Below are 26,131 nucleotides of genomic sequence, written 5' to 3' on the forward strand. Positions count from 1 at the left end.
GTGAATGATTTACGGAGAAAGTAAATGAAGTTTGTTGATGAAGCTACGATTTTGGTTGTAGCCGGTGACGGTGGTAACGGTTGTGTCAGTTTCCGTCGCGAAAAATATATCCCTAATGGTGGCCCTGATGGTGGCGACGGTGGCGACGGTGGCGATATTTACCTGCTGGCTGATGAAAACCTCAACACACTGATTGATTACCATTTTGTGAAATCTTTCCGTGCTGAACGTGGGCAGAATGGTCAGAGCCGCGACTGTACCGGTAAACGGGGTAAAGACATCACCATTAAAGTCCCGGTGGGTACCCGCGTATTGGATCAGGGAACAGGTGAGATTGTCGCTGATATGACCCGTCATGGTCAGCGTCAGATGGTCGCAAAAGGCGGTTTCCACGGATTAGGTAATGCCCGCTTCAAATCCTCAGTTAACCGTGCCCCGCGCCAGAAGACTATGGGTACTGAAGGCGAGACCCGTGACCTGACGTTAGAGCTGCTGCTGCTGGCTGATGTTGGGATGCTGGGGTTACCTAATGCCGGTAAATCAACCTTTATCCGCGCGGTTTCTGCTGCTAAACCAAAAGTTGCTGATTATCCATTTACCACTCTAATCCCAAGCTTGGGTGTGGTGCGTATGGATTACGAGCAAAGCTTTGTGGTTGCCGATATTCCTGGTCTGATTGAAGGCGCTTCAGAAGGTGCTGGCCTGGGTATCCGTTTCCTAAAACATTTGGAACGTTGCCGCGTGCTACTGCACTTAGTCGATTTGGCCCCCATTGATGAATCTGATCCGGTTCAAAATGCCAAAGTCATTATTAATGAGTTGCAGCAATACAGTGAAAATCTGGCTAAGAAGCCACGCTGGCTTGTTTTCAATAAGATTGACCTGCTAGACCCAGAAGAAGCTGAAGCACGCGCTAAGGCCATTGTAGAAGCTCTGGGATGGGAAGATAAGTATTATATGATCTCGGCTGCAAATCGCGACAACGTGAATGCGCTGTGCTGGGATGTAATGAACTTCATTAACTCGCAACCCAAAGAGATGGCTATTGCTGAAAGCGCGCCAGAAAAAGTTGAATTCATGTGGGATGACTATCACCGTGAGCAACTGGCTGAAGTGGAAGCTGAAGCAGAAGATGAAGACGATGATTGGGATGAAGAAGACGATGACGGCATAGAGTTTATCTACGAACGCTAATTTGTCCGTTGTAGTTTGTCTGTAAGAATTATAGTTTGTCTGTAAGAATTATCGTTCATCAGTAAAAAAGAATTGAAACAAAGGCTACCTTTCATGGTGGCCTTTTTGTTTATAAAACAGATGATTATAAAGTTGATATTTGAACTGCTGACTTTAGCTATGGGTGGTCGTCGGTATCCAACATTGCGCTTTTAACCCGGAGCGATCAGTGCGATTCTCCAGCGTTAGACGGCCTTGGTGCAGTTGGGCAATTCGGATCACAATATTCAACCCTAAGCCGCTGCCGCCATAACGCTGATCCATACGGCGAAACGCCTGAGTCAGTTCACCGGCTTGTTCCTGCTTTATTCCCGGCCCTTCATCTATGATTTGCAACAGGTTGCCCTGAGCTTCGGTCGCGAGTTTGACGGATATTTGGCTGCCTACCGGGCTGTAACGATGTGCATTCTCCACCAAATTACGCAGCATCAAACGTAGTAATGTAGCATCGCCCTGAGTCTGAGCATCAGGGGGAAGTGCCCACAGTAGAGTTTGCTGGCGCTGAGCACACATTTCCTCCAGCTCTTCTTTCAGTGGTTGCACCACGTTTTCTATCCAATCGAGAGTCTGATAAAGGCCGCTGGCAAAGTTTTGCCCAGCCCTCGACAGCATCAATAATTGCTCAATGGTATGTATTAATAAATCAATCCGGCTGATAAGCGGTTTGCTTTCAGCAATACCTTGCTGTTCCATCAATTCAAGATGCAGCCGAATGCCGGCAAGCGGAGTGCGCAGCTCGTGCGCAGCATCGGCGGTGAACAAGCGCTCCTGTTGAATAGTATTGGAGAGCCGGGATAGCAGCTGATTAAGGGTCGAAGTGACCGAGACAATTTCTTGCATGTCACTGTTAACAATGACGGGCGTCAGATTATCGGCGGAACGCTCGGCTAGCTTCTGCTGTAATTGGTCCAGTGGCCGAATAATCCAACTGATTGCCCATAAAGAGAGCAGCAGGGTGATAGCCATCATGATGAGCGACGGCGCAAGTAGTGAGGCAATGGCTTCGGCGATTTCGGTATCAACCCGCTCATTGCGCACTTTGGCACTTAGGGTTTCATCGACCAGAAAGCTGATTTGCTCTTGGCTTTCATGCCATAACCAAAACGCGCTGATCAACTGAGTAATCAGTAATATTAACGCCAGCATTAAAATGAGACGGCGTCGCATACTGATCATCATAGTGCTTCCAGTCGATAGCCAATGCCCCGGACTGTCCGGATCCTGTCTTTACCCAATTTACGCCGCAGATTGTGAATATGTACTTCCAGCGTATTGGAGCCGAGATCGTCATTCCAGGTATACAGGTCTTGCTGCAACAATTCACGATTGACAGTTTGGCCAGCCCGCATAATTAAACGCGAGAGAATCGCAAATTCTTTGGGCGTGACTTCCAACTGTTGGCCCTGCAAACACACTTGCTGGGTAGACAGATTAAGACTCAGGTCATCTTGCTGGACCAGATTGTCACTTTGCCCTTGATAGCGGCGGATCAGCGCTCGAACACGGGCCAGCAATTCTGCGAGGGCGAAAGGTTTTATTAAGTAATCGTCAGCACCGGCATCCAGCCCGTCAACTCTATCCTCAAGTGCATCGCGCGCTGTCAGGATAAGCACCGGCAGCGTGACATGCTCGCGCCGCCATTGACGAAGCAATACGGCACCATCTTGATCCGGTAAACCGAGGTCAAGAATCACCATGCTGTACTGGCTGGTGAGCAACAAACTGTGCGCCTCTGCGGCGGTACCCGCGCAGTCACAGGGATAGCCCGCGTTAGTCAGCGCCATGGCGATCCCTCGTTGTAACAGTTCGTCATCTTCAACAATCAGTAGTTTCATGGTTTTTCGCTATCATAATAAGGATGTTAGTTATTCTGATAAATATCTTTATACAGGCGACTTTCGAAACGAACTAATGGTGCCCGACGATTTTTTTGGTCTTCAGGTGGTACCGCGTAGCCAGATAAAAATTGTACAAAGGCCATACGCTGCCCACTGGCGGTAGTTATAAATCCGGCCAGATTGTACACGCCTTGCAAAGCACCTGTTTTCGCTGAAACCTTGCCGTCAACCCCGGCTTCGTGTAGCCCACCACGATAACGTAATGTGCCGTCGTAGCCTGATAATGGCAGCATTGAGATAAAGTTAAGCTCTTGATCGTGTTGAGCAATATATTGCAACGTCTGCATCATGGTTGCCGGTGAAATAAGGTTATGCCGTGATAAGCCAGACCCATCCACGACAATACTATTTCCGAGGTCTACCCCCGCTTTTTGGCGCAATACTTGGCGTACAGCATCAGCGCCAGCGCGCCATGTACCTGGCACCCCAAACCGCTGATGACCAATAGTTCTAAATACCGTGTCCGCAATCATGTTGTCAGACTTTTTCAACATGATTTTCAATAAGTCATGTAGCGGCGCTGATTGCGCTTGAGCTAACAGGGTGCCTGCTGGATTTGGCGTAGTTTGACGGCGCAAACTGCCATCAATTTGGATATCAGCTTTCTTCAATTCATCCTTCAAAATAGCCCCGGCATAGCTGGCACCATTTTGTACTGCGAAGGCCAAGGGCAGCGGCTCACTGCGTTGTGTCAGGCAGCCCGTCAGTGTGAACCGGTTTAACTCACCGGGCACCACATCTAATTCGCAATATTGTGCATCAGGCGAACCTTTAGCTAAGGTGCGGACTTCACTGAACATCTGCACCGGGTAATAAGATGCGACTCGGATAAACGCCATGTCGCCGGGGTTCGGGGCGCTATAGAGGGAGACTGAAAAACAGTTCCGGTCGACAATCGCCGCAGCTGGCGGGGCGCTAAAGCATTGCGTCATGTCGTTCCACGGCCAACCAGGGGCTTTGTCATGGCTGGCAAAAACCGACGTATCGATAATCAAATCACCGGCGATTTGTTTTACACCCGCTTTTCTGAGTGTCGCCACCATATTACGCAACTGTTGGCGTGTTAAGGTGGGATCGCCATCAAAACGGGCAATTAAATTACCGCGTAATACACCGTCCGCGATTGTGGCGTGGCTTTCCAATGTGGTATTAAAGCGAAAATCTGGGCCCAGTTGTAACAATGCCGCCAACGCGGTCAGAACCTTTTGCGTACTGGCAGGTAATGCCATCTGCTGAGCGTGATAGTCTATTGCCGGGGTTGTGGCCCCGATTTTTTGCACGACTAACGCAAGATTTGCCCCATCAGGCAGATATTGTGTGTAATTCTCAACTTGAGCCGCATTGGCATTAGATATGCTGATATTGATTGCAATAGCACAGGCCAATCCACTGACAATTCGTGAAAAATGCATAATTTCGATATAACTGCTGAATAACGTGTTGCCATACTACGGTGCAACGAGGGCGAAAGTAAACGATGACCCTAAAGGAACTCTACGTTAAAATGCATATCAAAATGCAAAATCGATCCTGACTTGGGGTTTTAGCTCCGGGGGTGATTTTTTTGTTTATCGCCTGGAGGCGGGTAAAGTATCTGACTTGCCGCATTTTCATTCGAAAACGTTAGGATGACGGTTTTTTGAACAGGATAGATTTAGAGGTATTTAAAAGATGAAACAGATTCCGATGACGGTAAATGGCGCAGAAAAATTGCGCGAAGAGCTGGATTTTTTGAAAGGCGTTCGTCGCCCTAAAATTATTGCTGATATCGCTACTGCCCGTGAACATGGCGACTTAAAAGAAAATGCGGAATACCACGCAGCCCGCGAGCAGCAAGGGTTCTGTGAGGGCCGCATTCAAGAAATAGAAGCAAAGCTCTCTAATGCGCAGGTGATTGATATCACCAAAATGCCAAATAATGGCCGCGTTATTTTTGGTTCCACTGTGCGTGTATTAAATGTGGTTTCTGAAGAAGAGCAGCAATACCGGATTGTGGGTGATGACGAAGCTGATTTTAAACAAAATCTTATTTCCGTTAACTCACCTATTGCTCGTGGCCTGATTGGTAAAGAAGTCGATGACGTAGTTGTTATCCGTACTCCAGGTGGCGAAGTAGAATATGAAATTCTTACCGTAGATTATGTGTAATACTTGTTCAACTGAACAGTAAGCATGCATTATTTATAAAAAATGAAGTTGTAAAGAAAAGTAAAAGGCCGCTTGCGGCCTTTTATCAGAACAAAGTGCATGGCACCTTTTCTCTAAAACAAGCGTCATTAACGCGGTAAAATAATTTTGCGCTCTTTTGCTGGACGATAGAGCACTAAAATATTACCGATGATTTGGACGTTAACGGCACCGGTCTCACGCACGATGGCATCAGCAATTAGGGCTTTGGTTTCACGCTCTTCAGCAGTGATCTTCACCTTAATAAGTTCATGATGTTCCAGCGTTTGTTCGATTTCAGCCAGCACCCCTTCGGTTAATCCGTTATTGCCTAACATGACTACTGGCTTTAATGGATGGGCCAAGCTTTTCAGGTGCTGTTTTTGTTTGTTATTCAGATTCATCGTCTTTTTTGCTTAAGTTGGGATTGAAAACGGTTCATTCTACCGCCATCTCATGTGTATCACCAAATCGGTCTACGCCGAGAGGGAGTTTACGCGAGCTAAGCAATAGATGCGCGGACTCTTAATTAAGATAGTTGGAAAAAGAGATGTCTAATAAAAAGCGTTCAGGTAGCTCGAGTCGCTGGTTACAAGAACACTTTAGCGATAAATATGTCATTCAGGCACAGAAAAAGGGGCTTCGCTCCCGTGCCTGGTTTAAACTTGATGAAATACAACAAAACGATAAACTTTTTAAACCCGGTATGACAGTCGTCGATTTAGGCGCTGCACCCGGAGGTTGGTCTCAATATGTTGTAACCCAGATCGGCGGTAAAGGGCGAGTCATCGCATGTGATCTTCTACCAATGGATCCTATCGTTGGTGTCGATTTCCTTCAGGGCGATTTTCGTGATGAACTGGTTCTGAAAGCTTTACTTGAGCGCGTTGGGGATAAAAAAGTTCAGGTGGTCATGTCTGATATGGCCCCGAATATGAGTGGTACTCCGGCAGTTGATATACCTAAATCAATGTATCTGGTTGAATTAGCTTTGGAAATGTGTCGTGATGTACTTGCACCAGGCGGAAGTTTCTTGGTGAAAGTGTTCCAGGGAGATGGCTTTGATGAATACCTACGGGAAATTCGCTCCCTGTTTACGAAAGTTAAGATTCGTAAGCCAGACGCTTCTCGTGCGCGATCACGTGAAGTGTACATTGTAGCGACAGGGCGGAAACTGTAGTACCCTAACGCTGTTTGTTAACACAGTTGTAATATGAGGTTAATCCCTTGAGTGACATGGCGAAAAACCTAATACTCTGGTTAGTTATTGCAGTCGTATTGATGTCTGTATTCCAGAGCTTTGGACCCAGCGAATCGAATGGTCGTAGAGTGGATTACTCTACTTTCATGTCCGACGTAACCCAAGATCAGGTTCGTGAAGCACGTATCAATGGACGTGAAATTAACGTCAGTAAGAAAGATAACAGCAAATATACGACTTTCATTCCGGTCAACGATCCAAAGCTGTTAGATGTCTTATTGACTAAAAATGTGAAAGTTGTTGGTGAGCCACCGGAAGAACCGAGCTTGCTGGCTTCTATCTTTATTTCTTGGTTCCCAATGCTGTTGCTGATTGGGGTCTGGATCTTCTTTATGCGTCAAATGCAGGGCGGCGGCGGCAAAGGGGCAATGTCCTTTGGCAAGAGCAAAGCCCGAATGCTGACGGAAGATCAGATAAAAACTTCTTTTGCTGATGTCGCCGGTTGTGACGAAGCAAAAGAAGAAGTCAGTGAATTGGTTGAATATCTACGCGAGCCAAGCCGTTTCCAGAAATTGGGCGGTAAAATTCCGAAAGGCGTATTGATGGTCGGCCCTCCGGGGACGGGTAAAACCTTGCTGGCGAAAGCCATTGCAGGTGAAGCTAAAGTGCCATTCTTCACCATTTCGGGTTCTGACTTCGTAGAAATGTTTGTTGGTGTGGGTGCATCCCGTGTCCGTGACATGTTTGAACAGGCTAAGAAAGCCGCGCCTTGTATCATCTTTATTGATGAAATTGATGCGGTAGGCCGTCAGCGTGGCGCAGGTCTGGGCGGCGGTCATGACGAACGTGAACAGACTCTGAACCAAATGCTGGTGGAGATGGATGGCTTTGAAGGTAATGAAGGCATCATCGTCATCGCGGCAACTAACCGTCCAGACGTTCTTGACCCGGCGTTACTGCGTCCAGGCCGTTTTGACCGTCAGGTTGTGGTGGGTTTACCGGATGTTCGTGGTCGTGAACAGATTTTGAAAGTTCACATGCGCCGCGTGCCATTAGATACCGATATTGATGCTTCCGTCATCGCTCGTGGTACACCAGGCTTCTCTGGTGCTGACTTGGCTAACCTGGTCAACGAAGCCGCACTGTTTGCCGCTCGCGGTAACAAACGTGTTGTTTCAATGTCTGAGTTTGAGAAAGCGAAAGACAAAATTATGATGGGTGCGGAACGTCGCTCCATGGTAATGACAGAAGCGCAGAAAGAATCGACGGCATATCATGAAGCAGGGCATGCGATTATCGGTCGCCTGGTACCTGAGCATGACCCAGTACATAAAGTGACCATTATCCCGCGTGGTCGTGCATTGGGTGTGACATTCTTCCTACCGGAAGGTGATGCAATCAGTGCCAGCCGTCAGAAACTGGAAAGCCAGATCTCGACTTTGTATGGTGGTCGTCTTGCTGAAGAAATCATTTATGGCCCGGAAAAAGTTTCTACCGGTGCATCGAATGATATCAAAGTCGCTACGTCTATCGCACGCAACATGGTGACACAGTGGGGCTTCTCCGAGAAACTGGGGCCGTTGCTGTATGCTGAAGAAGAGGGCGAAGTGTTCCTTGGCCGTTCTGTTGCGAAAGCCAAGCATATGTCCGATGAAACAGCGCGTATTATTGATCAGGAAGTTAAATTACTTGTCGAGCGTAACTATCAGCGCGCGCGTACTTTGCTGATGGAAAACATGGATGTTCTGCATACCATGAAAGACGCTTTGATGAAGTATGAAACTATTGATGCTCCACAGATTGATGACTTGATGAATCGCAAAGAAGTCCGCCCGCCAGCGGGGTGGGATGATGTAAACAAGACTAAATCATCTGACAACGATAGTACGCCAAAGGCACCAACACCGGTTGATGAGCCACATACACCAACGCCGGGCAATACTATGTCAGAGCAGTTGGGCGATAAGTAAGTCTACTGTTGGCATCTAAAAGCGATGTGATTAATATAAACCTCGGGCTTGCTCGGGGTTTTTCTTTTTTGAGGCGTAATAGTATGCATTTAAAGGCTAGAGGTCTGAAGTTGGATCTCACTCGCCCGCAGGTTATGGGTATTCTGAATGTCACACCAGATTCATTTTCGGATGGTGGGCATCACAATAATCTTGATAAAGCATTACAACACGCCCAACTGATGTTATCGGCGGGTGCTACGCTAATTGATATTGGTGGTGAGTCCACTCGCCCCGGTGCTGCTGAAGTTAGTGAGCAAGAAGAACTTGATCGGGTCGTGCCTGTGGTGGAAGCATTGGCGAAACGTTTTGATGTTTGGCTATCTGTAGATACATCCAAAGCAGCGGTAATCACTGAGTCAGCTCGTGTCGGCGCTCACCTAATCAATGATATTCGTTCGTTGCAAGAACCCGGTGCGCTTGAAGCTGCGGCAAAAACCGGCTTGCCGGTGTGCCTGATGCATATGCAAGGGCAGCCACAAAGTATGCAGCAGTCCCCTCATTACGATGATCTTATGACTGATATAAATCAGTTTTTTAAGCACCATATTGACCGTTGTGTTGCGGGCGGTATCGCAAAAAGTAAATTGTTACTCGACCCGGGCTTCGGTTTCGGTAAAAATCTGGCGCATAATTATCAACTACTGGCACGGTTGGCCGAACTTCACCATTTTGATCTGCCATTATTGGTCGGGATGTCACGAAAATCTATGGTTGGGCAGCTATTAAATGTTCCACCACAACAACGGGTTATCGGGAGTGTCGCTTGCGCTGTCATTGCCGCAATGCAAGGCGCGCAGATTGTCAGAGTGCATGATGTCAAAGAAACTGTCGAGGCGATGTGTATCGTCGAGGCAACACTTTCAGCGAAGGGATAAATAAAAATTATGAGTAACCGTAAATACTTTGGTACAGATGGCATTCGCGGCAAAGTGGGTGACAGCCCGATTACGCCAGATTTTGTATTAAAGCTGGGCTGGGCTGCCGGTAAAGTTCTGGCTCGACATGGTTCTCGTAAAATTATCATCGGTAAGGATACGCGCATTTCTGGCTATATGCTGGAATCAGCACTGGAAGCCGGTCTGGCTGCTGCAGGGCTATCCGCTTCATTCACCGGTCCGATGCCGACCCCTGCGGTTGCTTATTTGACGCGAACTTTCCGCGCAGAAGCGGGCATCGTTATTTCGGCATCCCATAATCCTTTCTATGATAATGGCATTAAATTCTTCTCAATTGACGGCACTAAATTGCCTGATGATGTGGAAGAGGCGATTGAAGCCGAGATGGAAAAACCATTAACTTGCGTAGAATCTGCGGAGCTGGGCAAAGCCAACCGTATCGTGGATGCTGCGGGCCGTTACATTGAGTTTTGCAAAGGGACATTCCCGAGCGAACTCAGCTTGAATGAGCTGAAAATTGTGGTCGATTGCGCTAATGGCGCAACTTATCACATTGCGCCAAGCGTATTGCGCGAGCTAGGTGCAACCGTCATTACTATCGGCTGTGAGCCGGATGGTATGAACATTAACGAGCAATGTGGTGCCACAGATGTTCGCTTGCTGCAAGAACGTGTTCTTGCCGAAAAAGCGCATGTTGGGCTGGCATTTGACGGCGACGGTGACCGGCTGATGATGGTCGATCACTTGGGTAATAAGGTTGATGGCGACCAGATCCTCTATATCATTGCTCGTGAAGGTCTACGTCAAGGCCAGCTGAAAGGCGGCGCTGTCGGCACTCTGATGAGCAATATGGGGTTGCAACTGGCGTTGAAGGAGCTGGGCATTCCGTTTGTTCGCGCTAAAGTAGGCGACCGCTACGTGCTGGAAGCTATGCAGGAAAAAGGCTGGAGAATTGGTGCTGAAAACTCAGGCCACGTAATCCTGTTGGATAAAACCACCACTGGTGATGGTATTGTGGCTGGTTTGCAGGTGCTGACTGCGATGGTGCGTAACCATATGAGCTTGCAGGATTTGTGCAGCGGTATGAAGTTATTGCCACAAATTCTGGTCAATGTGCGTTTCTCTGGTGATCATAATCCACTGAAATCAGATTCAGTTGAAGAAGTGACCCGCCAGGTTGAAAAAGAACTGGGCGACCGTGGCCGAGTTCTGTTGCGTAAGTCAGGTACTGAACCATTAATCCGAGTGATGGTTGAAGGTGATGCTGAAGAGGCACTGATTTCTGAAATGGCGAATCGGATTGCTGATGCGGTAAAAGCGGCAGGATAATGATTTTTTAGCGGGGGAGGGGGTTCTCTCCCCTGTAAATTATGCTGAAGTTGAATAACTTGACGTTTTTTTCCGCAAATAAACCTATGTAATGAAATTGCCCTTGCGTGTACTAGACGCTTTGGTTAGTATTCACACCCGCTTAAGTGGGTGAATAAGTCCCCCGCTTGATGGGTGAGAAGCATTTGGCATGCGGTGAACCCGCAAGGATACAGGTACAACTATGTACGAAGCTCTTCTGGTTATTTTCTTGCTGATTTCGATTGGGCTAGTTGCTCTGATCATGCTGCAGCAAGGTAAAGGCGCGGATATGGGAGCCTCATTCGGAGCAGGTGCTTCTGCAACTCTGTTCGGTTCGAATGGTTCCGGTAACTTTATGACCCGCATGACGGCTGTATTGGCGGCGCTATTTTTCGTCATTAGCTTGATTTTGGGCAATATGAGCACCAACCAGGGCAATAAAGGCAGCGAGTGGGAAAATCTGGGTCAGCCAGCAAAAGCTGAACAGACTACAGCACCAGTAGCGCCGACTAAGCCGAGTAGTGATATCCCGCAGTAATGTTTCAAAAGAAGTCAGTAGTCAGAAATAGAAAGAAAGTTTTAAAGTGGTTGTGACGACTTAATCAGTAAAAACAACCATTTGAATCAGTGCCGGGGTGGTGGAATTGGTAGACACGCTACCTTGAGGTGGTAGTGCCCGATTGGGCTTACGGGTTCAAGTCCCGTCCTCGGTACCAAATCAGACAGATAACTTGCTTTTTTGTCGTTATCAACGTAATATTTGCCACGTTTTCGGACGCGGGGTGGAGCAGCCTGGTAGCTCGTCGGGCTCATAACCCGAAGGTCGTCGGTTCAAATCCGGCCCCCGCAACCACTTTCCTAAAGTGTTTTTTTTCAAATGTTGTATTCGGTAGACCTCAGATACTTTCGATTTCAATTTGAAAAAAATACTTGTCAGAAAGTTGTACCGAAGCCGCTTTGCGGCAAACAGGGTCCAGTTGCATAAAGCCCCGAATTTCGGGGTTTTTTGTTATTTGACAGCAGAATCACTGGGCTATTAGGCCCTTTTTTTATGTCTTGGGGGTGGGCTTGTCCACATTAGAACAAAAGTTAACAGAGATAATTTCAGCACCGGTAGAGGCCTTAGGCTATGAATTAGTCGGCATCGAGTTCATCCGGGGGCGCCAATCGACGCTACGAATCTATATTGATAGTGACGACGGAATCACTGTTGATGCTTGTGCTGATGTCAGCCACCAGGTCAGCGCTGTCTTGGATGTCGAAGATCCCATTACGGTCGCTTACAACTTAGAAGTTTCCTCTCCGGGCCTTGAACGCCCAATGTTCACTGCTGAACACTATACTCGTTACCTTGGTGAAGAAGTTACTTTGGTGTTGCGTATGGCTATGCAGAACCGCCGTAAATGGCAGGGCATTATCAAAGCCGTTGATGGTGAAATGATCACGGTTACTGTGGATGGAAAAGATGAAGTGTTCGCGCTGAGCAACATCCAGAAAGCGAACCTGGTACCCCACTTTTAAAGTTTGGATGAGGCAACTAGGATGAACAAAGAGATTCTGGCTGTTGTAGAAGCAGTTTCCAATGAGAAATCCCTTCCGCGCGAGAAGATTTTTGAGGCGTTGGAAACCGCTCTAGCGACAGCGACCAAGAAAAAATACGAACAAGAAATTGAAGTTCGCGTCAGCATCGACCGTAAAACCGGTGATTTCGACACCTTCCGTCGTTGGGTTGCCGTTGATGAAGTCACGATGCCAACTCGCGAAATTACGTTAGACGCGGCTCAATATGAAGATCCATCGCTCCAGTTGGGCGATTATGTTGAAGATCAGATTGAATCTGTCACTTTTGACCGCATTACCACCCAAACTGCCAAGCAAGTTATCGTACAAAAAGTGCGTGAAGCAGAACGGGCTATGGTAGTTGAACAATTCCGCCAGTATTTAGGTGAGATTGTTACCGGCACGGTTAAGAAAGTTAACCGCGACAGTATTGCACTGGATCTGGGCCATAATGCCGAAGCTGTTATTAACCGCGAAGACATGTTACCGCGTGAAAACTTCCGCCCAGGCGACCGTATCCGTGGTGTTTTGTACGATGTTCGTCCAGAAGCTCGCGGTGCTCAGCTGTTTGTCAGCCGTTCACGCCCTGAAATGCTGATCGAACTGTTCCGCATTGAAGTGCCAGAAATCGGCGAAGAATTGATCGAAATTAAAGCCGCTGCCCGTGATCCAGGTTCGCGTGCTAAAATTGCGGTTAAAACCAACGACAAACGTATCGACCCGGTCGGTGCTTGTGTTGGTATGCGTGGTGCCCGTGTTCAAGCTGTTTCCAGCGAACTTGGCGGCGAGCGCATTGATATTGTATTGTGGGATGATAATCCAGCCCAGTTTGTTATTAATGCCATGGCGCCAGCTGATGTTGCGTCAATTGTGGTTGATGAAGACAAACACACAATGGATGTTGCCGTTGAAGCCAGTAACCTGGCACAGGCAATTGGCCGTAATGGCCAGAATGTGCGTTTAGCGGCACAGCTGAGTGGCTGGGAACTGAACGTAATGACGGCGGACGATCTTCAGGCGAAGCATCAGGCCGAGGCTCATGCCGCTATTGATACCTTCACCAAATATCTTGATATCGATGAAGACTTTGCCACCATCTTGGTAGAGGAAGGTTTCTCTTCTCTGGAAGAATTGGCTTACGTGCCAATGAAAGAACTTCTGGAAATCGATGGTCTTGACGAAGATACGGTTGAAGCGCTGCGTGACCGCGCCAAAGCTGCATTGACCACGCTGGCCCTGGCACAAGAAGAAAGTCTTGGCGACCAAAAACCCGCTGATGATCTGCTGAATCTGGCTGGTCTGGAACGTAGCATGGCATTTAAATTGGCTGCGCGCGGTGTGTGTACGCTGGAAGATCTTGCCGAGCAGGGTATCGATGATCTGGCAGATATTGAAGGGCTTAGCGATGAGCAAGCCGGCGAGCTGATAATGGCTGCACGTAATATCTGTTGGTTTGGCGATAACGCGTAATAAACTGTAGCAGGAAGGAACAGCATGACAGATGTAACCGTAAAATCGCTGGCAGCTGAGATTCAGACTCCAGTTGATCGCCTGGTACAGCAATTTGCTGATGCAGGGATCAAGAAGTCTGAAGTAGACTCAGTTACCCAGCAAGAAAAAGAAACATTGCTGGCGCACTTAAACCGTGAACACGGTAGTGCGCCTAATAAACTCACGTTGCAACGCAAAACGCGTAGCACCTTGAATATTCCGAGCACCGGCGGAAAAAGTAAATCGGTGCAAATAGAGGTCCGCAAGAAACGCACTTATGTAAATACGCCGGAAGCTGAACAAGCGAAAGCGGAAGAGCAGGCACAGCGTGAAGCGGAAGAGCAGGCACAACGTGAAGCGGAAGCAGCAGCGCAGAAAATCGCTGAAGAAAAAGCTAAACGAGCGGCCGAAGAACAAGCCAAACGTGAGGCCGCTGAAAAAGCTAAACGCCAAGCAGCGGAAAAAGAAAAAGTGACGAATCAACAAACCGACGAAAAAACCAAGCCAGCTCAGACTGATAAAGCACGCCGTGAAGCTGAAGCTGCCGAGCTGAAACGCTCTGTAGAAGAAGAAACACGCCGTAAGGTCGAGGAAGACGCTAAACGCGTTGCTGAGGAAGCCCGTAAAATGGCAGCCGAAAATGAAGGTAAATGGCCAGCACCTGTGACTGAGCAGACTGAATCTGCCGATTACCATGTGACCACCTCACAACATGCGCGCGCCGCGGAAGATGAAAACGACGCCAAAGTTGAAGGTGATCGCCGCAGCCGCACTCGTGGTGGTAAAGCAACTAAACAGAAGAAAGGCAATAAACTCTCCGAGTCTAAAGCTGATCGCGAAGAAGCACGTGCTGTTGGCCGTAAAGGCAAACGTAAACCAAGCACATTACAACAGAGCTTCAACAAGCCTGTTGTTGCCGTTAACCGCGATGTAGTGATTGGCGAGACGGTAACTGTTGCTGAACTGGCAAACAAAATGGCTGTTAAAGGCTCTCAGGTCATCAAAGCAATGATGAAACTGGGTGCAATGGCAACCATTAACCAGGTTATCGATCAGGAAACAGCACAGCTGGTTGCTGAAGAGATGGGCCACAAAGTTATCCTGCGTCGTGAAAACGAGCTGGAAGAAGCGCTGATGAGCGACCGTGATACCGGCGCTGAAGCTGCAGCTGAGCACCGCGCTCCAGTTGTGACCATCATGGGCCACGTTGACCACGGTAAAACTTCTCTGCTGGATTACATCCGCTCCACGAAAGTGGCGTCAGGTGAAGCCGGCGGTATTACACAGCACATCGGCGCTTATCACGTTGAAACTGAAAACGGCATGATCACTTTCCTGGATACACCGGGACACGCCGCGTTTACTTCAATGCGTGCCCGTGGTGCTCAGGCGACTGATATAGTGGTGCTGGTTGTTGCAGCCGACGATGGCGTGATGCCACAGACTATCGAAGCTATTCAGCATGCCAAAGCGGCGAACGTGCCAGTTGTGGTTGCTGTGAATAAAGTCGATAAGCCAGCCGCTGACCCAAGCCGTGTTAAAACTGAATTGATTCAATACGGTATTATATCCGAAGATTTTGGCGGCGATGTTCCATTCATCGAAGTCTCTGCGAAAGTCGGTACCGGTATTGATAATCTGCTGCAAGCAATTCTGCTGCAAGCTGAAGTCATGGAACTGAAAGCAGTTCGTACTGGCATGGCAAGTGGTGTTGTTATCGAATCCTTCTTGGATAAAGGCCGTGGCCCAGTTGCTACCGTGCTGGTTCAACAAGGTACGCTGAACAAAGGCGATATCGTACTGTGTGGCTTCGAGTATGGCCGTGTACGTGCGATGCGTGACGAGCTAGGCCGTGATATCACGTCTGCTGGTCCTTCTATTCCGGTTGAGATCCTGGGCTTGTCCAGTGTTCCAGCTGCTGGTGACGAAGTTACTGTTGTTCGTGACGAGAAGAAAGCCCGTGAAGTTGCACTGTATCGTCAGGGCAAATTCCGCGAGGTTAAGCTGGCTCGTCAGCAGAAATCTAAACTGGAAAACATGTTTGCTAACATGACCGAAGGTGAAGTTTCTGAACTGAACATCGTCATCAAATCTGACGTACAGGGTTCTTGTGAAGCTATCTGTGATTCACTAGAAAAACTGTCTACCGATGAAGTGAAAGTCCGCATTGTGGGTTCAGGCGTTGGTGGTATCACCGAAACTGACGCAACACTGGCCGCAGCTTCTGGCGCAATCATCCTTGGCTTTAACGTTCGTGCTGATGCTTCAGCGCGTCGTGTAGTAGAAACTGAAGGCTTGGATCTGCGTTACTACTCAGTCATTTATAGCTTGATTGATGAAGTTAAGCAGGCGATGAGTGGTATGCTGGCACCTGAGTACAAACAACAAATCATTGGTTTGGCTGAAGTTCGTGATGTGTTTAAATCACCGAAATTTGGCGCCATTGCTGGTTGTATGGTTACTGAAGGTGTGATTAAGCGTAATAATCCAATCCGTGTTCTGCGCGACAACGTGGTTATCTATGAAGGCGAGCTGGAATCTCTGCGCCGCTTCAAAGATGACGTTAGCGAAGTTCGTAATGGCATGGAATGTGGTATCGGCGTTAAGAACTACAATGACGTCCGTACGGGTGATGTGATCGAAGTCTTCGAAATTATCGAAATCAAACGTACTATCGATTAATCGCCTTAGATCTGCTTATATCCATTTGGGGGGCCTTGGCCCCCCAATTTGTCTGGAGAATCCAAATGGCAAAAGAATTCAGCCGTTCTCAGCGTGTTTCACAAGAAATGCAAAAAGAGATCGCACTCATCTTACAGCGCGAAATCAAAGACCCTCGTGTTGGCATGGCGACCGTGTCAGGTATCGAGCTATCTCGTGATTTGGCTTACGCTAAAGTCTTTGTGACCTTCCTGAATGTGTTAACTGACAATGCTGATCCGGATACAGTAAAAAATGGCATTAAAGCACTGCAAGATGCCTCCGGTTATATCCGCACTCTGCTGGGTAAAGCAATGCGCTTGCGTATCGTGCCAGAACTGACTTTCGCTTATGACAACTCTCTGATTGAAGGGATGCGGATGTCTAACCTGGTGACTAACGTCATCAAAAATGATGCAGAACGTCAGGTTAATCCAGGAAACGACGAGGAGAAGTAATGGGTCGTCCACGTCGTCGCGGCCGTGACATTAACGGCGTTCTGTTATTGGATAAGCCGCTGGGCCTCTCCTCTAATGACGTTTTACAAAAGGTAAAACGCCTCTTTAGCGCAAACCGCGCAGGTCATACTGGTGCACTTGATCCTTTGGCGACCGGTATGTTGCCTATCTGTCTGGGTGAAGCGACCAAGTTTTCCCAATTTTTGCTAGATTCAGATAAACGCTATCGTGTTGTGGCCCGTTTAGGTCAACGGACTGATACCTCGGATGCCGAAGGCGCATTAATCAGCGAGCGGGAAGTTAATGTCACGCAGGCGCAGATGGATGCCGCTCTGGACAGTTTCCGTGGTGATAGCCAGCAAGTGCCATCCATGTATTCTGCGTTGAAGCATCAAGGCAAGCCACTGTATGAATATGCCCGTCAGGGGATTGAAGTAGAGCGCGAAGCGCGCAGTATTACTGTGTACGAGCTGCTCTTTATCCGCTGGGAAGGTAATGACCTAGAGCTGGAAATTCATTGCTCTAAAGGGACTTACATTCGCACCATTGTTGATGATTTGGGTGAATTGTTGGGTTGCGGCGCGCATGTCAGTTATTTGCGCCGTTTGCAGGTAGCGACTTATCCAAGTGATCGTATGGTGACTTTAGAGCAGTTAACGGCGATGGTTGAAGCGGCACAAGCAGCAGAGCGTTCGCCAAATGCGGAACTGGATGCGCTGCTATTGCCGATGGACAGTGCAGTATTAAATTTCCCTGAAGTCAATCTGTTACCTGCTGTTGCTGCTTATATAAAACAAGGGCAGCCGGTGCATGTAGCCGGTGCGCCAGGCGAAGGAATGGTTCGTATCACTGAAGGTGAAGAGCGTAATTTCATTGGTATTGGCACCATTGCAGAAGATGGCCGAGTGGCTCCTAAGCGCTTGGTTGTGGAATATGCTGAGTAGGGCCTAGCGGCCTACCTTGCGATCCCGCAGTTCAAAGAGTAGAATAGTGCGGCTTACATATTGGGTTGCTGAATTAGAGATCGGCGCCTGTCTTAATTTATCTATATATTTATATTTGGAGTTGTATCATGTCTCTAAGTGTTGAAGCGAAAGCTAAAATCGTTGCTGACTTCGGTCGCGGTGCCAATGACACCGGTTCAAGCGAAGTTCAGGTTGCTCTGTTGACTGCTCAAATTAACCATTTGCAAAGTCACTTCTCCGAGCACAAAAAAGATCACCACAGTCGTCGTGGTCTGCTGCGTATGGTATCCACGCGTCGTAAGCTGCTGGACTACCTGAAGCGTGAAGACATATCGCGTTATGCTTCCCTGATCGAGCGTCTGGGTCTGCGTCGCTAAGTCTGCGAGTTTCGGGAGAAAGGGGCCAAATTGGCCCCTTTTTTCTAAGAAGCAATGATAAAATACGTTAGTATATTGTTGTTGTTCTATATTTTAAAAAAAGGATCTTCCGGTGCAGAGGTTCGCGCGGCTAATGAGAGACTTTAACTCAATGGGAGTTAAGGGTTGTCATTAGTCGCGAGGATGCAGTGTGAAGGTATTAGTAACAGGTGGATGAGATCGTCAATACGATCCGGCACCGCATAGTATAAGGATACTATTTTGCTGACTCCGATTATTCGTAAATTCCAGTACGGCCAACATACCGTCACCATCGAAACTGGCATGATGGCTCGTCAGGCAACTGCTGCTGTAATGGTAAGCATGGATGACACAGCAGTATTCGTCACTGTTGTTGGCCAAAAGAAAGCCAAACCAGGCCAGAGCTTCTTCCCTCTGACAGTTAACTATCAGGAGCGTACTTACGCTGCTGGTCGTATCCCAGGCAGCTTCTTCCGTCGTGAAGGCCGCCCAAGTGAAGGCGAAACACTGACTTCACGTCTGATTGACCGTCCGATTCGCCCACTGTTCCCAGACAGCTTCCTGAATGAAGTTCAGGTTATTGCGACTGTTGTTTCGGTTAACCCACAAATTAACCCAGATATCGTGGCATTGATTGGTGCATCAGCTGCGCTAAGCCTGTCAGGTATTCCATTCAACGGCCCAATCGGTGCTGCGCGCGTTGGCTTTATCAACGACCAGTACGTGCTGAACCCAACCACTGACGAGCTGAAAGAAAGCCGTCTGGACTTGGTTGTTGCCGGTACTGCTGCTGCAGTATTGATGGTTGAATCAGAAGCTCAAATTCTGTCTGAAGATCAAATGTTAGGCGCGGTTGTCTTCGGTCACGAACAACAACAAGTTGTGATTGAAAATATCAACGCTCTGGTTGCTGAAGCGGGCAAACCGAAGTGGGATTGGCATGCAGAACCAGTGAATGAAGCGCTGCACGCGCGTGTTGCTGAGTTGGCTGCTGCTCGTCTGGGTGACGCATACCGTATCACCGAGAAACAAGAGCGTTACACACAAGTTGATGCTATCAAAGCTGACGTGACTGAAGCGCTGTTAGCGCAAGACGATACTTTAGATGCTGCTGAAATTCAGGATATCCTGGGCAGTGTTGAGAAAAACGTCGTGCGTAGCCGTGTATTAGCTGGCGAGCCGCGTATTGATGGCCGCGAAAAAGATATGATCCGTGGTCTGGATGTGCGTACCGGCGTATTGCCACGTACTCATGGTTCTGCGTTGTTCACCCGTGGCGAAACTCAGGCACTGGTTACTGCAACATTGGGTACTGCACGTGATGCACAAAATATTGATGAGCTGATGGGTGAGCGTACTGACTCATTCCTGCTACACTATAATTTCCCTCCATATTGTGTTGGTGAAACCGGTATGGTTGGCTCACCGAAACGTCGTGAGATTGGCCATGGCCGTCTGGCAAAACGTGGTGTGTTGGCAGTAATGCCAAGCCCGAGTGAATTCCCTTACACGATTCGTGTGGTTTCTGAAATCACCGAGTCTAACGGTTCTTCCTCAATGGCTTCTGTTTGTGGTGCTTCTCTGGCCTTGATGGATGCAGGTGTGCCGATTAAAGCCGCTGTTGCCGGTATCGCAATGGGCTTGGTTAAAGAAGACGAAAACTTTGTGGTGCTGTCTGACATTCTGGGTGACGAAGATCACTTGGGCGACATGGACTTTAAAGTAGCCGGTAGCCGTGACGGTATCACCGCATTGCAAATGGATATTAAAATCGAAGGTATCACCCGCGAAATCATGCAGGTGGCTCTGAACCAAGCTAAGGGTGCGCGTCTGCACATTCTGGGTGTTATGGAACAGGCTATCAGCACACCGCGTGGCGATATCTCTGAGTTCGCGCCACGCATCTACACCATAAAAATCAATCCTGAGAAAATCAAGGATGTGATCGGTAAAGGTGGTTCAGTGATCCGTGCGTTGACTGATGAAACCGGTACTACCATTGAGATCGGCGATGATGGCACCATTAAGATTGCGGCAACCGACAGCGAAAAAGCACAGCATGCTATCCGCCGTATCGGAGAGATTACTGCCGAAATCGAAGTAGGTCGTATCTATAATGGTAGTGTGACCCGTATTGTTGACTTCGGTGCATTTGTGGCCATTGGTGGCGGTAAAGAAGGTCTGGTTCACATTTCTCAAATCGCTGACAAGCGTGTTGATAAAGTGACTGACCATCTGCAAATGGGCCAGGAAGTTCCAGTGAAAGTAATAGAAGTTGATCGTCAGGGACGTATTCGCCTGAGTATCAAAGAAGCTTTAGAAACTGCCACTCCTGCTGTAGAAACTCCGGCAGCTGAGTAATTAGTATTCCACAGCTCCTTGCTGATGAGTGAGGGGCTGTGTTATCTCGAGGGCAGGATGCTCTTGTATTAAACAAATGGATGAAAGGATATTTATCCAATGTTTGTCTTCGGGAGTAGGAAATGAAGCCTTTCTTGCGCTGGTGTTACGTTGTGACAGCACTGATGCTGGCAGGATGCAGCAACCATGATTGGCGTAAAGACGAGGTGTTGGCAATTCCGTTGCAACCTACGTTGCAGCAGGAAGTGATTCTGGCGCGCATGGAACAAATCCTTGCAAGTCGGGCACTTACGGATGATGAGCGCGCGCAGCTTTTATATGAGCGCGGAGTGCTGTATGATAGCCTCGGGCTACGGGCACTAGCGCGAAATGATTTTTCGCAAGCGTTAGCTATTCGTCCTGATATGCCAGAAGTTTTTAACTATCTGGGCATTTATTTAACGCAGGCAGGCAATTTTGATGCTGCCTATGAAGCGTTTGATTCTGTACTAGAGCTTGATCCAACTTACAATTACGCGCGTTTAAACCGGGGTATCGCTCTGTATTATGGCGGTCGACTCCCGTTGGCGCAGGATGATCTGCAGGCGTTTTATCAAGACGATCCAAATGATCCCTTCCGTTCGTTATGGCTGTATCTGGTGGAAAGAGAAATCGATCCTAAGACAGCTGCAGTAGCGCTACAACAGCGCTATGAAAAATCGGACAGAGGGCAATGGGGATGGAATATTGTCGAATTCTACTTGGGCACAATCAGCGAAAAAACGCTGATGGAACGGCTCAAGGCAGATGCAATGGATAACACTTCGCTCGCTGAGCATCTCAGTGAAACTGACTTCTATTTAGGTAAACATTACCTAAGTCTGGGGGACAAGAACACTGCTTCGGCGCTGTTCAAACTGACGGTAGCTAACAACGTTCATAACTTTGTTGAGCACCGCTATGCATTGTTGGAATTGGCGCTTTTGGGCCAAGAACAAGACGACCTATCGGAATCGGACCAGCAATAGCTGACGAACAATTATTAGCCTGATATACCTTGGTTTTTACCAACGTTAATCACCCTAACAGGTGATGGCCTTTTTGTTCGTTTTATAATCTAATTTGAGCCGGTTCACACTTTTCAATGAAAATGACTGAAAATTTTCTCGACGAGTTATGTAGACTGGCTGCCATTATTAATGAGGCACGTGTACATGACTACTGAGCTTGAAACCTCTTTTGCTGATCTGGGGCTGTCCGCTCCAATTCTTTCCGCTCTGACTGATCTTGGTTATGAAAAACCATCTCCTATTCAGTTGGAATGTATTCCACACCTGTTGAACGGCCGTGATGTTCTCGGCATGGCACAAACCGGTAGTGGTAAAACAGCCGCATTTGGTCTGCCGCTGTTGCACAACATTGACCCAACATTGAAAGCGCCACAGGTACTGGTGTTAGCACCGACCCGTGAGTTGGCTATTCAGGTTGCACAGGCACTGACCGATTTTTCAAAACACATGAACGGCGTTAACGTGGTGGCCCTGTACGGCGGTCAGCGTTATGACGTTCAATTACGCGCTTTGCGCCAAGGGCCACAAGTTGTTGTCGGCACCCCAGGTCGTCTGTTAGACCACCTGAAACGCGGTACTCTTAACCTATCCAACCTGAGCGGTTTAGTGTTGGATGAAGCAGATGAAATGCTGCGTATGGGCTTTATCGAAGACGTCGAAACTATCATGGCGCAGATCCCAGCAGAACATCAGACTGCACTGTTCTCTGCTACCATGCCAGAAGCGATTCGTCGTATCACCCGTCGCTTTATGAAAGAGCCACAGGAAGTCCGCATTCAGTCTAGCGTGACGACCCGCCCTGACATTAGCCAGAGTTTCTGGAGAGTTGGTGGTGGTTATAACAAGAAAGAAGCATTGGTTCGTTTCTTGGAATCTGAAGATTTCGATGCAGCCATCATCTTCGTGCGTACTAAAAATGCGACGCTGGAAGTTGCAGAAGCTCTGGAACGTAGTGGTTACAACAGCGCTGCATTGAACGGCGACATGAACCAGGCGCTGCGTGAGCAGACACTGGATCGCCTGAAAGATGGCCGTCTGGATATCCTGATTGCGACTGATGTTGCTGCTCGTGGGCTGGATGTTGAACGTATCAGCTTGGTTGTAAACTATGATATCCCTATGGATTCAGAGTCTTATGTTCACCGTATCGGCCGTACTGGTCGTGCGGGTCGTGCAGGCCGCGCGTTACTGTTCGTCGAGAACCGTGAACGTCGTCTGTTACAGAACGTTGAACGTACCATGAAGCTGACTATCCCTGAAGTCCAATTGCCAAACGCAGAAGTACTGGGCGAACGTCGCTTAGCCAAATTTGCGGATAAAGTCAGCAAACAGTTGGAAAGCAGTGATTTGGATATGTACCGTGCGTTGCTGGCTAAGATGCAACCAGAAGAAGGGTTTGATATTGAAACTCTGGCTGCTGCACTGCTGAAAATGGCACAGGGCGAACGTCCTCTGATCTTGCCTCCAGAAGCACCGCGTCGTCCACAGCGTGAATTCAATTCTCGCGATGACCGTGGTAGCGATCGCGGCCGTGATCGCAATGACAGCCGTCGTGAACCTCGCTCTGACAGCCGTGACGGTGGCGAGCGTCCAGCACGTCGCGAACGTCGTGATGTTGGTGAGATGGAACTGTACCGCATTGAAGTGGGTCGTGATGATGGTGTTGAAGTTCGTCATATCGTTGGCGCTATCGCTAACGAAGGTGATATCAGCAGCCGTTATATCGGCAACATCAAGCTGTTTGCTTCGCATTCAACTATCGAGCTGCCAAAAGGCATGCCGGGCGAAATGTTATCTCACTTCACCCGTACCCGTATCCTGAACAAGCCGCTGAACATGCAGCTGTTGGGTGATGCACAGCCGCATGAGCGCCGTGAGCGCCCAGCGGGTGGTAACGGTGGTGGTGAGCGCCGTGGTGGTGCTGGCCGTTCAGCCGGTGGCGAACGTCGTGAAGGCGCAGGTGCTCCTCCTCGTCGTTCATTCGGCAGCGACCGTGCTCCAGCTGGTGGTGGCGAACAACGTCGTGGCAATCGTGATGGTCAGCGCTCAGCTGCACCAGCACCACGTCGCGATGATGCCGCAGCGCCAGCCGCACCCGCTCGCCGTCGTTTCGGTGATGCATAAGTCTTAGTCATCTTTGATGATTAAAAAAAACCAGCCCTCGGGCTGGTTTTTTTATGTCTGCGATATTCAACCTGTGAATGAATTACAGCCGCTCGGCGGGTTGCAAGTCTTGCTGCAAACTGGCAACTATTTCAAATGAATACAATCGTGCTTGATGATCAAAAATCTGGCCATTGACCATCAATTCATCGGCCTGAGTTTCCCGCAATAGTGACTGAAGCCCGTGCCGGACTTTACTTTTATCGCCAATGATAGACAGGCGCAGCGCTTGGTCGACACCAAACTGTTCGGCTGGCGAGCAGATTTTTTCCATATCGTCGATAGGCGGCGGCAACTGGCCCGGTGTGCCACGGCGCAGATTGACAAACTGTTGCTGCATCGAGGTAAACAGAAAACGGGCATCACGCTCAGTATCTGCGGCGACGACATTCACACACACAATCGCATAAGGTTTTGGCCACTGAGTGGAGGGTTTGAAATTCTCCCGATACAGTTTGAGCGCCTGGAATAGCATGTCTGGTGCAAAATGCGAGGCGAAAGCAAAGGGCAGGCCCATGGCGGCGGCCAATTGCGCACTATACAGGCTAGAACCCAGCAGCCACAGCGGGACATGCAAACCCTGGCCGGGGACGGCTTGTACCGCTTGCCCTGGTTGCGCATCGGCAAAGTAGTTTTGCAGTTCGCGTACATCGGACGGGAAATTATCCACCTCACCAGAGAGATGGCGGCGTAGCGCCATCATAGTGCGCTGATCACTGCCGGGGGCCCGGCCAAGGCCGAGATCGATGCGGTCAGGATACAGCGAGGCAAGGGTACCAAACTGCTCAGCAATCACCAGTGGCGAATGGTTTGGCAGCATAACACCGCCAGAACCGACGCGGATGGTGCTGGTGCCACCGGCAATATAGCCAATCAGCACGGAGGTCGCGGCGCTGGCAATGCCAGTCATATTATGATGTTCAGCCAGCCAATAGCGGTGATATCCCCACTTTTCAGTATGTTGAGCTAAATCCAGCGAGGCATGAAATGCATCTCGTGGGGTCTTACCCAGTGCTATTGGTGATAAATCGAGAACCGAAAGCGGTACTGGCGAGCTATCTGCCATAGAAACGTTGTTATCATTCATAGAATCGTCCATCTTAACCTTAGTCGAGTCGCTTGAAGGGCGAGCGCGTTTATTGATAACCGCATTGATTTTAAAGAGATAACTACGGATTACTATATTCACCATGTGAATAAATCACAGCCATAACAGCCATGCATGAATAAGAGCATAATCGAAATAGTGTCTTTCGGGAGGGGAATAAATGCGGCCTGAAAGGGGACAGATTGTCTGCGTGAATAATCAATGTGAATAAATGGGGAGCCGTGGCCCCCCGCCTAATCTATTAGGACACCAATTCTAGCCCGGCTAATCGCCGCCAGTAGCCGTTACAATCGGCTTTATTGGCCAAGGTCAGGGGAACTAAACCTTGCTCGTTGGCGCGGAACTGGTCGATAACATTCAGTGTATCAATACCTTGTGGCGAAAGACGGACGATATCCACCAAACCTTGCATGGAAATCAAATCATTACCGAGGTTATAGCAGTAGCCACTCTGAGTTTGAATGCCATTGAGAATAAACACCTGCTGCTCTTCTTGTGACCGCACTGGCCGCCCTTGTGGGTACTTAATGCAGCAAGTTTCACATTGGTCTTTAGCTAGATTTTCTGAACGCGCAGTAAAACAGCGGGCAGAATAAGCCAATGGCAGATGGCCGTAGCTCAACACTTCGACTTCAAACTGATTGCGGAACCCCAGCTCTTCACACTGTTGCAGCACATTAGCCAGCCAATCGCGAGATAGCTCAACTGGCATACACCAGCGCATCATCCCCTGGCGATGTAAAATCCGCAGGGTATAAGCGTTGTAGCAATTGAGTGCATGACCGGCCACAAACGGCAAACCGCGTTCGGCCGCCATATTCACCGCACCCAAATCATTCGCTTCCAGCAAGAATTCGCCGTTTTCCACATAGCGCTTTAGTTCATTTAACTCTGATGGCGCTTGCAACAAGGCGAGAGTGGAAATCACCACCTGCTTACCGCTGGCGGCAACTTCTTTGGCTAAAGCTAACCAATCACCCACTTTCATTTCGCGGCGCTTGGTGCAAACATTCTCACCAAGATAAATGATATCGGCGCTGCTGCTGACTGCGGCCTGATAAAAAGCTTCAATATCGGTTTTTGGCCAGTAATAGAGCACTGCGCCTAAGGCGTACTTCATAT

General features: G+C 48.7%; 23 protein-coding genes and 2 tRNA genes. 19 read left to right on the forward strand and 6 right to left on the reverse strand.

Going from position 1 to position 26,131, the window contains the following annotated elements; genetic code table 11:
- Positions 1–24 precede the first annotated feature (24 nt).
- On the forward strand, positions 25–1,194 hold the full coding sequence (gene cgtA / locus OVO64_RS12175) for an Obg family GTPase CgtA (RefSeq protein WP_038636821.1): 1,170 nt from the start codon (positions 25–27) through the stop codon (positions 1,192–1,194).
- A gap of 153 nt (positions 1,195–1,347) precedes the next feature.
- Here cgtA and pmrB read toward each other — a convergent pair whose 3' ends face one another.
- From pmrB to dacB, 3 genes are read right to left on the reverse strand one after another with little or no spacing between them, the layout of a single operon-like run.
- Entirely contained in the window at positions 1,348–2,409 is a 1,062-nt protein-coding gene (pmrB, locus tag OVO64_RS12180; RefSeq protein WP_038639877.1) for a two-component system sensor histidine kinase PmrB, read from the reverse strand.
- Entirely contained in the window at positions 2,409–3,068 is a 660-nt protein-coding gene (gene pmrA / locus OVO64_RS12185; protein WP_038636819.1) for a two-component system response regulator PmrA, read from the reverse strand. Before pmrA ends, pmrB begins: the two co-directional genes overlap by 1 nt.
- Before the next feature lie 26 nt (positions 3,069–3,094).
- On the reverse strand, positions 3,095–4,543 hold the full coding sequence (gene dacB, locus OVO64_RS12190; protein ID WP_267248799.1) for a serine-type D-Ala-D-Ala carboxypeptidase: 1,449 nt from the start codon (positions 4,541–4,543) through the stop codon (positions 3,095–3,097).
- A gap of 259 nt (positions 4,544–4,802) precedes the next feature.
- Here dacB and greA point away from each other — a divergent pair, with 259 nt between their 5' ends.
- Positions 4,803–5,279, forward strand: a complete 477-nt coding sequence (gene greA, locus OVO64_RS12195) for a transcription elongation factor GreA (protein WP_038636813.1) — start codon at positions 4,803–4,805, stop codon at positions 5,277–5,279.
- A 128-nt stretch (positions 5,280–5,407) separates the two neighbouring features.
- Here the strand turns inward: greA and yhbY are convergent, their stop codons facing one another.
- Positions 5,408–5,701 carry a ribosome assembly RNA-binding protein YhbY gene (gene yhbY, locus OVO64_RS12200; RefSeq protein ID WP_004389225.1) on the reverse strand — a complete coding sequence of 98 codons (294 nt, stop codon included), beginning with the start codon at positions 5,699–5,701 and terminating at the stop codon, positions 5,408–5,410.
- A 146-nt stretch (positions 5,702–5,847) separates the two neighbouring features.
- Between yhbY and rlmE the strand changes: the two genes are divergently transcribed.
- From rlmE to OVO64_RS12280, 17 genes are all read left to right on the forward strand, one after another.
- Positions 5,848–6,477 (forward strand): 23S rRNA (uridine(2552)-2'-O)-methyltransferase RlmE, encoded by a 630-nt coding sequence (gene rlmE, locus OVO64_RS12205; RefSeq protein ID WP_032819268.1) that lies wholly within the window; start codon positions 5,848–5,850, stop codon positions 6,475–6,477.
- Positions 6,478–6,533: 56 nt separating this feature from the next.
- Positions 6,534–8,468, forward strand: a complete 1,935-nt coding sequence (ftsH, locus tag OVO64_RS12210; RefSeq protein ID WP_038636810.1) for an ATP-dependent zinc metalloprotease FtsH — start codon at positions 6,534–6,536, stop codon at positions 8,466–8,468.
- An 83-nt stretch (positions 8,469–8,551) separates the two neighbouring features.
- A complete protein-coding gene (folP, locus tag OVO64_RS12215) occupies positions 8,552–9,385 on the forward strand; it encodes a dihydropteroate synthase (RefSeq protein ID WP_038636807.1) in 834 nt (277 codons plus the stop codon).
- 9 nt (positions 9,386–9,394) lie between these two features.
- The gene (gene glmM, locus OVO64_RS12220; protein WP_038636804.1) at positions 9,395–10,735 is read left to right on the forward strand and encodes a phosphoglucosamine mutase; all 1,341 of its coding nucleotides are present in this window, start codon (positions 9,395–9,397) and stop codon (positions 10,733–10,735) included.
- 223 nt (positions 10,736–10,958) lie between these two features.
- On the forward strand, positions 10,959–11,294 hold the full coding sequence (secG, locus tag OVO64_RS12225) for a preprotein translocase subunit SecG (RefSeq protein ID WP_004389230.1): 336 nt from the start codon (positions 10,959–10,961) through the stop codon (positions 11,292–11,294).
- 91 nt (positions 11,295–11,385) lie between these two features.
- Positions 11,386–11,472 (forward strand) — tRNA-Leu (locus OVO64_RS12230).
- Positions 11,473–11,532: 60 nt separating this feature from the next.
- Positions 11,533–11,609, forward strand: a tRNA-Met gene (locus OVO64_RS12235).
- Positions 11,610–11,824: 215 nt separating this feature from the next.
- Positions 11,825–12,277, forward strand: a complete 453-nt coding sequence (gene rimP, locus OVO64_RS12240) for a ribosome maturation factor RimP (RefSeq protein ID WP_005156279.1) — start codon at positions 11,825–11,827, stop codon at positions 12,275–12,277.
- Between the two features lie 21 nt (positions 12,278–12,298).
- On the forward strand, positions 12,299–13,786 hold the full coding sequence (nusA, locus tag OVO64_RS12245; RefSeq protein WP_038636801.1) for a transcription termination factor NusA: 1,488 nt from the start codon (positions 12,299–12,301) through the stop codon (positions 13,784–13,786).
- Between the two features lie 24 nt (positions 13,787–13,810).
- On the forward strand, positions 13,811–16,489 hold the full coding sequence (gene infB / locus OVO64_RS12250) for a translation initiation factor IF-2 (RefSeq protein WP_042562590.1): 2,679 nt from the start codon (positions 13,811–13,813) through the stop codon (positions 16,487–16,489).
- Positions 16,490–16,554: 65 nt separating this feature from the next.
- Positions 16,555–16,965, forward strand: coding sequence for a 30S ribosome-binding factor RbfA (rbfA, locus tag OVO64_RS12255; RefSeq protein ID WP_032819271.1), 411 nt, complete (start codon positions 16,555–16,557; stop codon positions 16,963–16,965).
- Positions 16,965–17,909: a tRNA pseudouridine(55) synthase TruB gene (gene truB / locus OVO64_RS12260; protein WP_038636795.1), complete on the forward strand. Its 945-nt coding sequence runs from the start codon at positions 16,965–16,967 to the stop codon at positions 17,907–17,909. The genes rbfA and truB overlap by 1 nt, the downstream gene beginning before the upstream one ends.
- A 128-nt stretch (positions 17,910–18,037) precedes the next feature.
- Positions 18,038–18,307 carry a 30S ribosomal protein S15 gene (gene rpsO / locus OVO64_RS12265; protein WP_038636793.1) on the forward strand — a complete coding sequence of 90 codons (270 nt, stop codon included), beginning with the start codon at positions 18,038–18,040 and terminating at the stop codon, positions 18,305–18,307.
- A gap of 261 nt (positions 18,308–18,568) precedes the next feature.
- The gene (pnp, locus tag OVO64_RS12270) at positions 18,569–20,689 is read left to right on the forward strand and encodes a polyribonucleotide nucleotidyltransferase (protein WP_038636789.1); all 2,121 of its coding nucleotides are present in this window, start codon (positions 18,569–18,571) and stop codon (positions 20,687–20,689) included.
- Between the two features lie 122 nt (positions 20,690–20,811).
- Positions 20,812–21,696 (forward strand): lipoprotein NlpI, encoded by an 885-nt coding sequence (nlpI, locus tag OVO64_RS12275; protein ID WP_032819273.1) that lies wholly within the window; start codon positions 20,812–20,814, stop codon positions 21,694–21,696.
- A gap of 122 nt (positions 21,697–21,818) precedes the next feature.
- Positions 21,819–21,893, forward strand: coding sequence for a protein YrbN (gene yrbN, locus OVO64_RS20630; RefSeq protein ID WP_223499600.1), 75 nt, complete (start codon positions 21,819–21,821; stop codon positions 21,891–21,893).
- On the forward strand, positions 21,883–23,862 hold the full coding sequence (locus OVO64_RS12280; protein ID WP_145509860.1) for a DEAD/DEAH family ATP-dependent RNA helicase: 1,980 nt from the start codon (positions 21,883–21,885) through the stop codon (positions 23,860–23,862). Before yrbN ends, OVO64_RS12280 begins: the two co-directional genes overlap by 11 nt.
- A gap of 82 nt (positions 23,863–23,944) precedes the next feature.
- On the opposite strand, the gene OVO64_RS12285 is transcribed toward OVO64_RS12280, so the two are convergent.
- Together OVO64_RS12285 and OVO64_RS12290 are read right to left on the reverse strand one after the other, a co-directional pair.
- On the reverse strand, positions 23,945–24,967 hold the full coding sequence (locus tag OVO64_RS12285; RefSeq protein WP_038639874.1) for a luciferase-like monooxygenase: 1,023 nt from the start codon (positions 24,965–24,967) through the stop codon (positions 23,945–23,947).
- Positions 24,968–25,250: 283 nt separating this feature from the next.
- Complete coding sequence (locus OVO64_RS12290) at positions 25,251–26,129, reverse strand: U32 family peptidase (protein ID WP_038636782.1); 879 nt, start codon at positions 26,127–26,129, stop codon at positions 25,251–25,253.
- Between the last annotated feature and the right edge of the window lie 2 nt (positions 26,130–26,131).

The sequence above is a fragment of the Yersinia sp. Marseille-Q5920 genome (assembly GCF_946902935.1).
Classification (GTDB): Bacteria; Pseudomonadota; Gammaproteobacteria; order Enterobacterales; family Enterobacteriaceae; genus Yersinia; species Yersinia rochesterensis.

What these genes read in the sequence shown, in the direction of transcription:
- cgtA (WP_038636821.1), top strand. Translation starts at nt 25, where the DNA reads ATGAAGTTTGTTGATGAAGCTACGATTTTGGTTGTAGCCGGTGACGGT.
- pmrB (WP_038639877.1), bottom strand. Translation starts at nt 2,409, where the DNA reads ATGATCAGTATGCGACGCCGTCTCATTTTAATGCTGGCGTTAATATTA.
- pmrA (WP_038636819.1), bottom strand. Translation starts at nt 3,068, where the DNA reads ATGAAACTACTGATTGTTGAAGATGACGAACTGTTACAACGAGGGATC.
- dacB (WP_267248799.1), bottom strand. Translation starts at nt 4,543, where the DNA reads ATGCATTTTTCACGAATTGTCAGTGGATTGGCCTGTGCTATTGCAATC.
- greA (WP_038636813.1), top strand. Translation starts at nt 4,803, where the DNA reads ATGAAACAGATTCCGATGACGGTAAATGGCGCAGAAAAATTGCGCGAA.
- yhbY (WP_004389225.1), bottom strand. Translation starts at nt 5,701, where the DNA reads ATGAATCTGAATAACAAACAAAAACAGCACCTGAAAAGCTTGGCCCAT.
- rlmE (WP_032819268.1), top strand. Translation starts at nt 5,848, where the DNA reads ATGTCTAATAAAAAGCGTTCAGGTAGCTCGAGTCGCTGGTTACAAGAA.
- ftsH (WP_038636810.1), top strand. Translation starts at nt 6,534, where the DNA reads ATGGCGAAAAACCTAATACTCTGGTTAGTTATTGCAGTCGTATTGATG.
- folP (WP_038636807.1), top strand. Translation starts at nt 8,552, where the DNA reads ATGCATTTAAAGGCTAGAGGTCTGAAGTTGGATCTCACTCGCCCGCAG.
- glmM (WP_038636804.1), top strand. Translation starts at nt 9,395, where the DNA reads ATGAGTAACCGTAAATACTTTGGTACAGATGGCATTCGCGGCAAAGTG.
- secG (WP_004389230.1), top strand. Translation starts at nt 10,959, where the DNA reads ATGTACGAAGCTCTTCTGGTTATTTTCTTGCTGATTTCGATTGGGCTA.
- nusA (WP_038636801.1), top strand. Translation starts at nt 12,299, where the DNA reads ATGAACAAAGAGATTCTGGCTGTTGTAGAAGCAGTTTCCAATGAGAAA.
- infB (WP_042562590.1), top strand. Translation starts at nt 13,811, where the DNA reads ATGACAGATGTAACCGTAAAATCGCTGGCAGCTGAGATTCAGACTCCA.
- rbfA (WP_032819271.1), top strand. Translation starts at nt 16,555, where the DNA reads ATGGCAAAAGAATTCAGCCGTTCTCAGCGTGTTTCACAAGAAATGCAA.
- truB (WP_038636795.1), top strand. Translation starts at nt 16,965, where the DNA reads ATGGGTCGTCCACGTCGTCGCGGCCGTGACATTAACGGCGTTCTGTTA.
- rpsO (WP_038636793.1), top strand. Translation starts at nt 18,038, where the DNA reads ATGTCTCTAAGTGTTGAAGCGAAAGCTAAAATCGTTGCTGACTTCGGT.
- nlpI (WP_032819273.1), top strand. Translation starts at nt 20,812, where the DNA reads ATGAAGCCTTTCTTGCGCTGGTGTTACGTTGTGACAGCACTGATGCTG.
- OVO64_RS12280 (WP_145509860.1), top strand. Translation starts at nt 21,883, where the DNA reads ATGACTACTGAGCTTGAAACCTCTTTTGCTGATCTGGGGCTGTCCGCT.
- OVO64_RS12285 (WP_038639874.1), bottom strand. Translation starts at nt 24,967, where the DNA reads ATGGCAGATAGCTCGCCAGTACCGCTTTCGGTTCTCGATTTATCACCA.
- OVO64_RS12290 (WP_038636782.1), bottom strand. Translation starts at nt 26,129, where the DNA reads ATGAAGTACGCCTTAGGCGCAGTGCTCTATTACTGGCCAAAAACCGAT.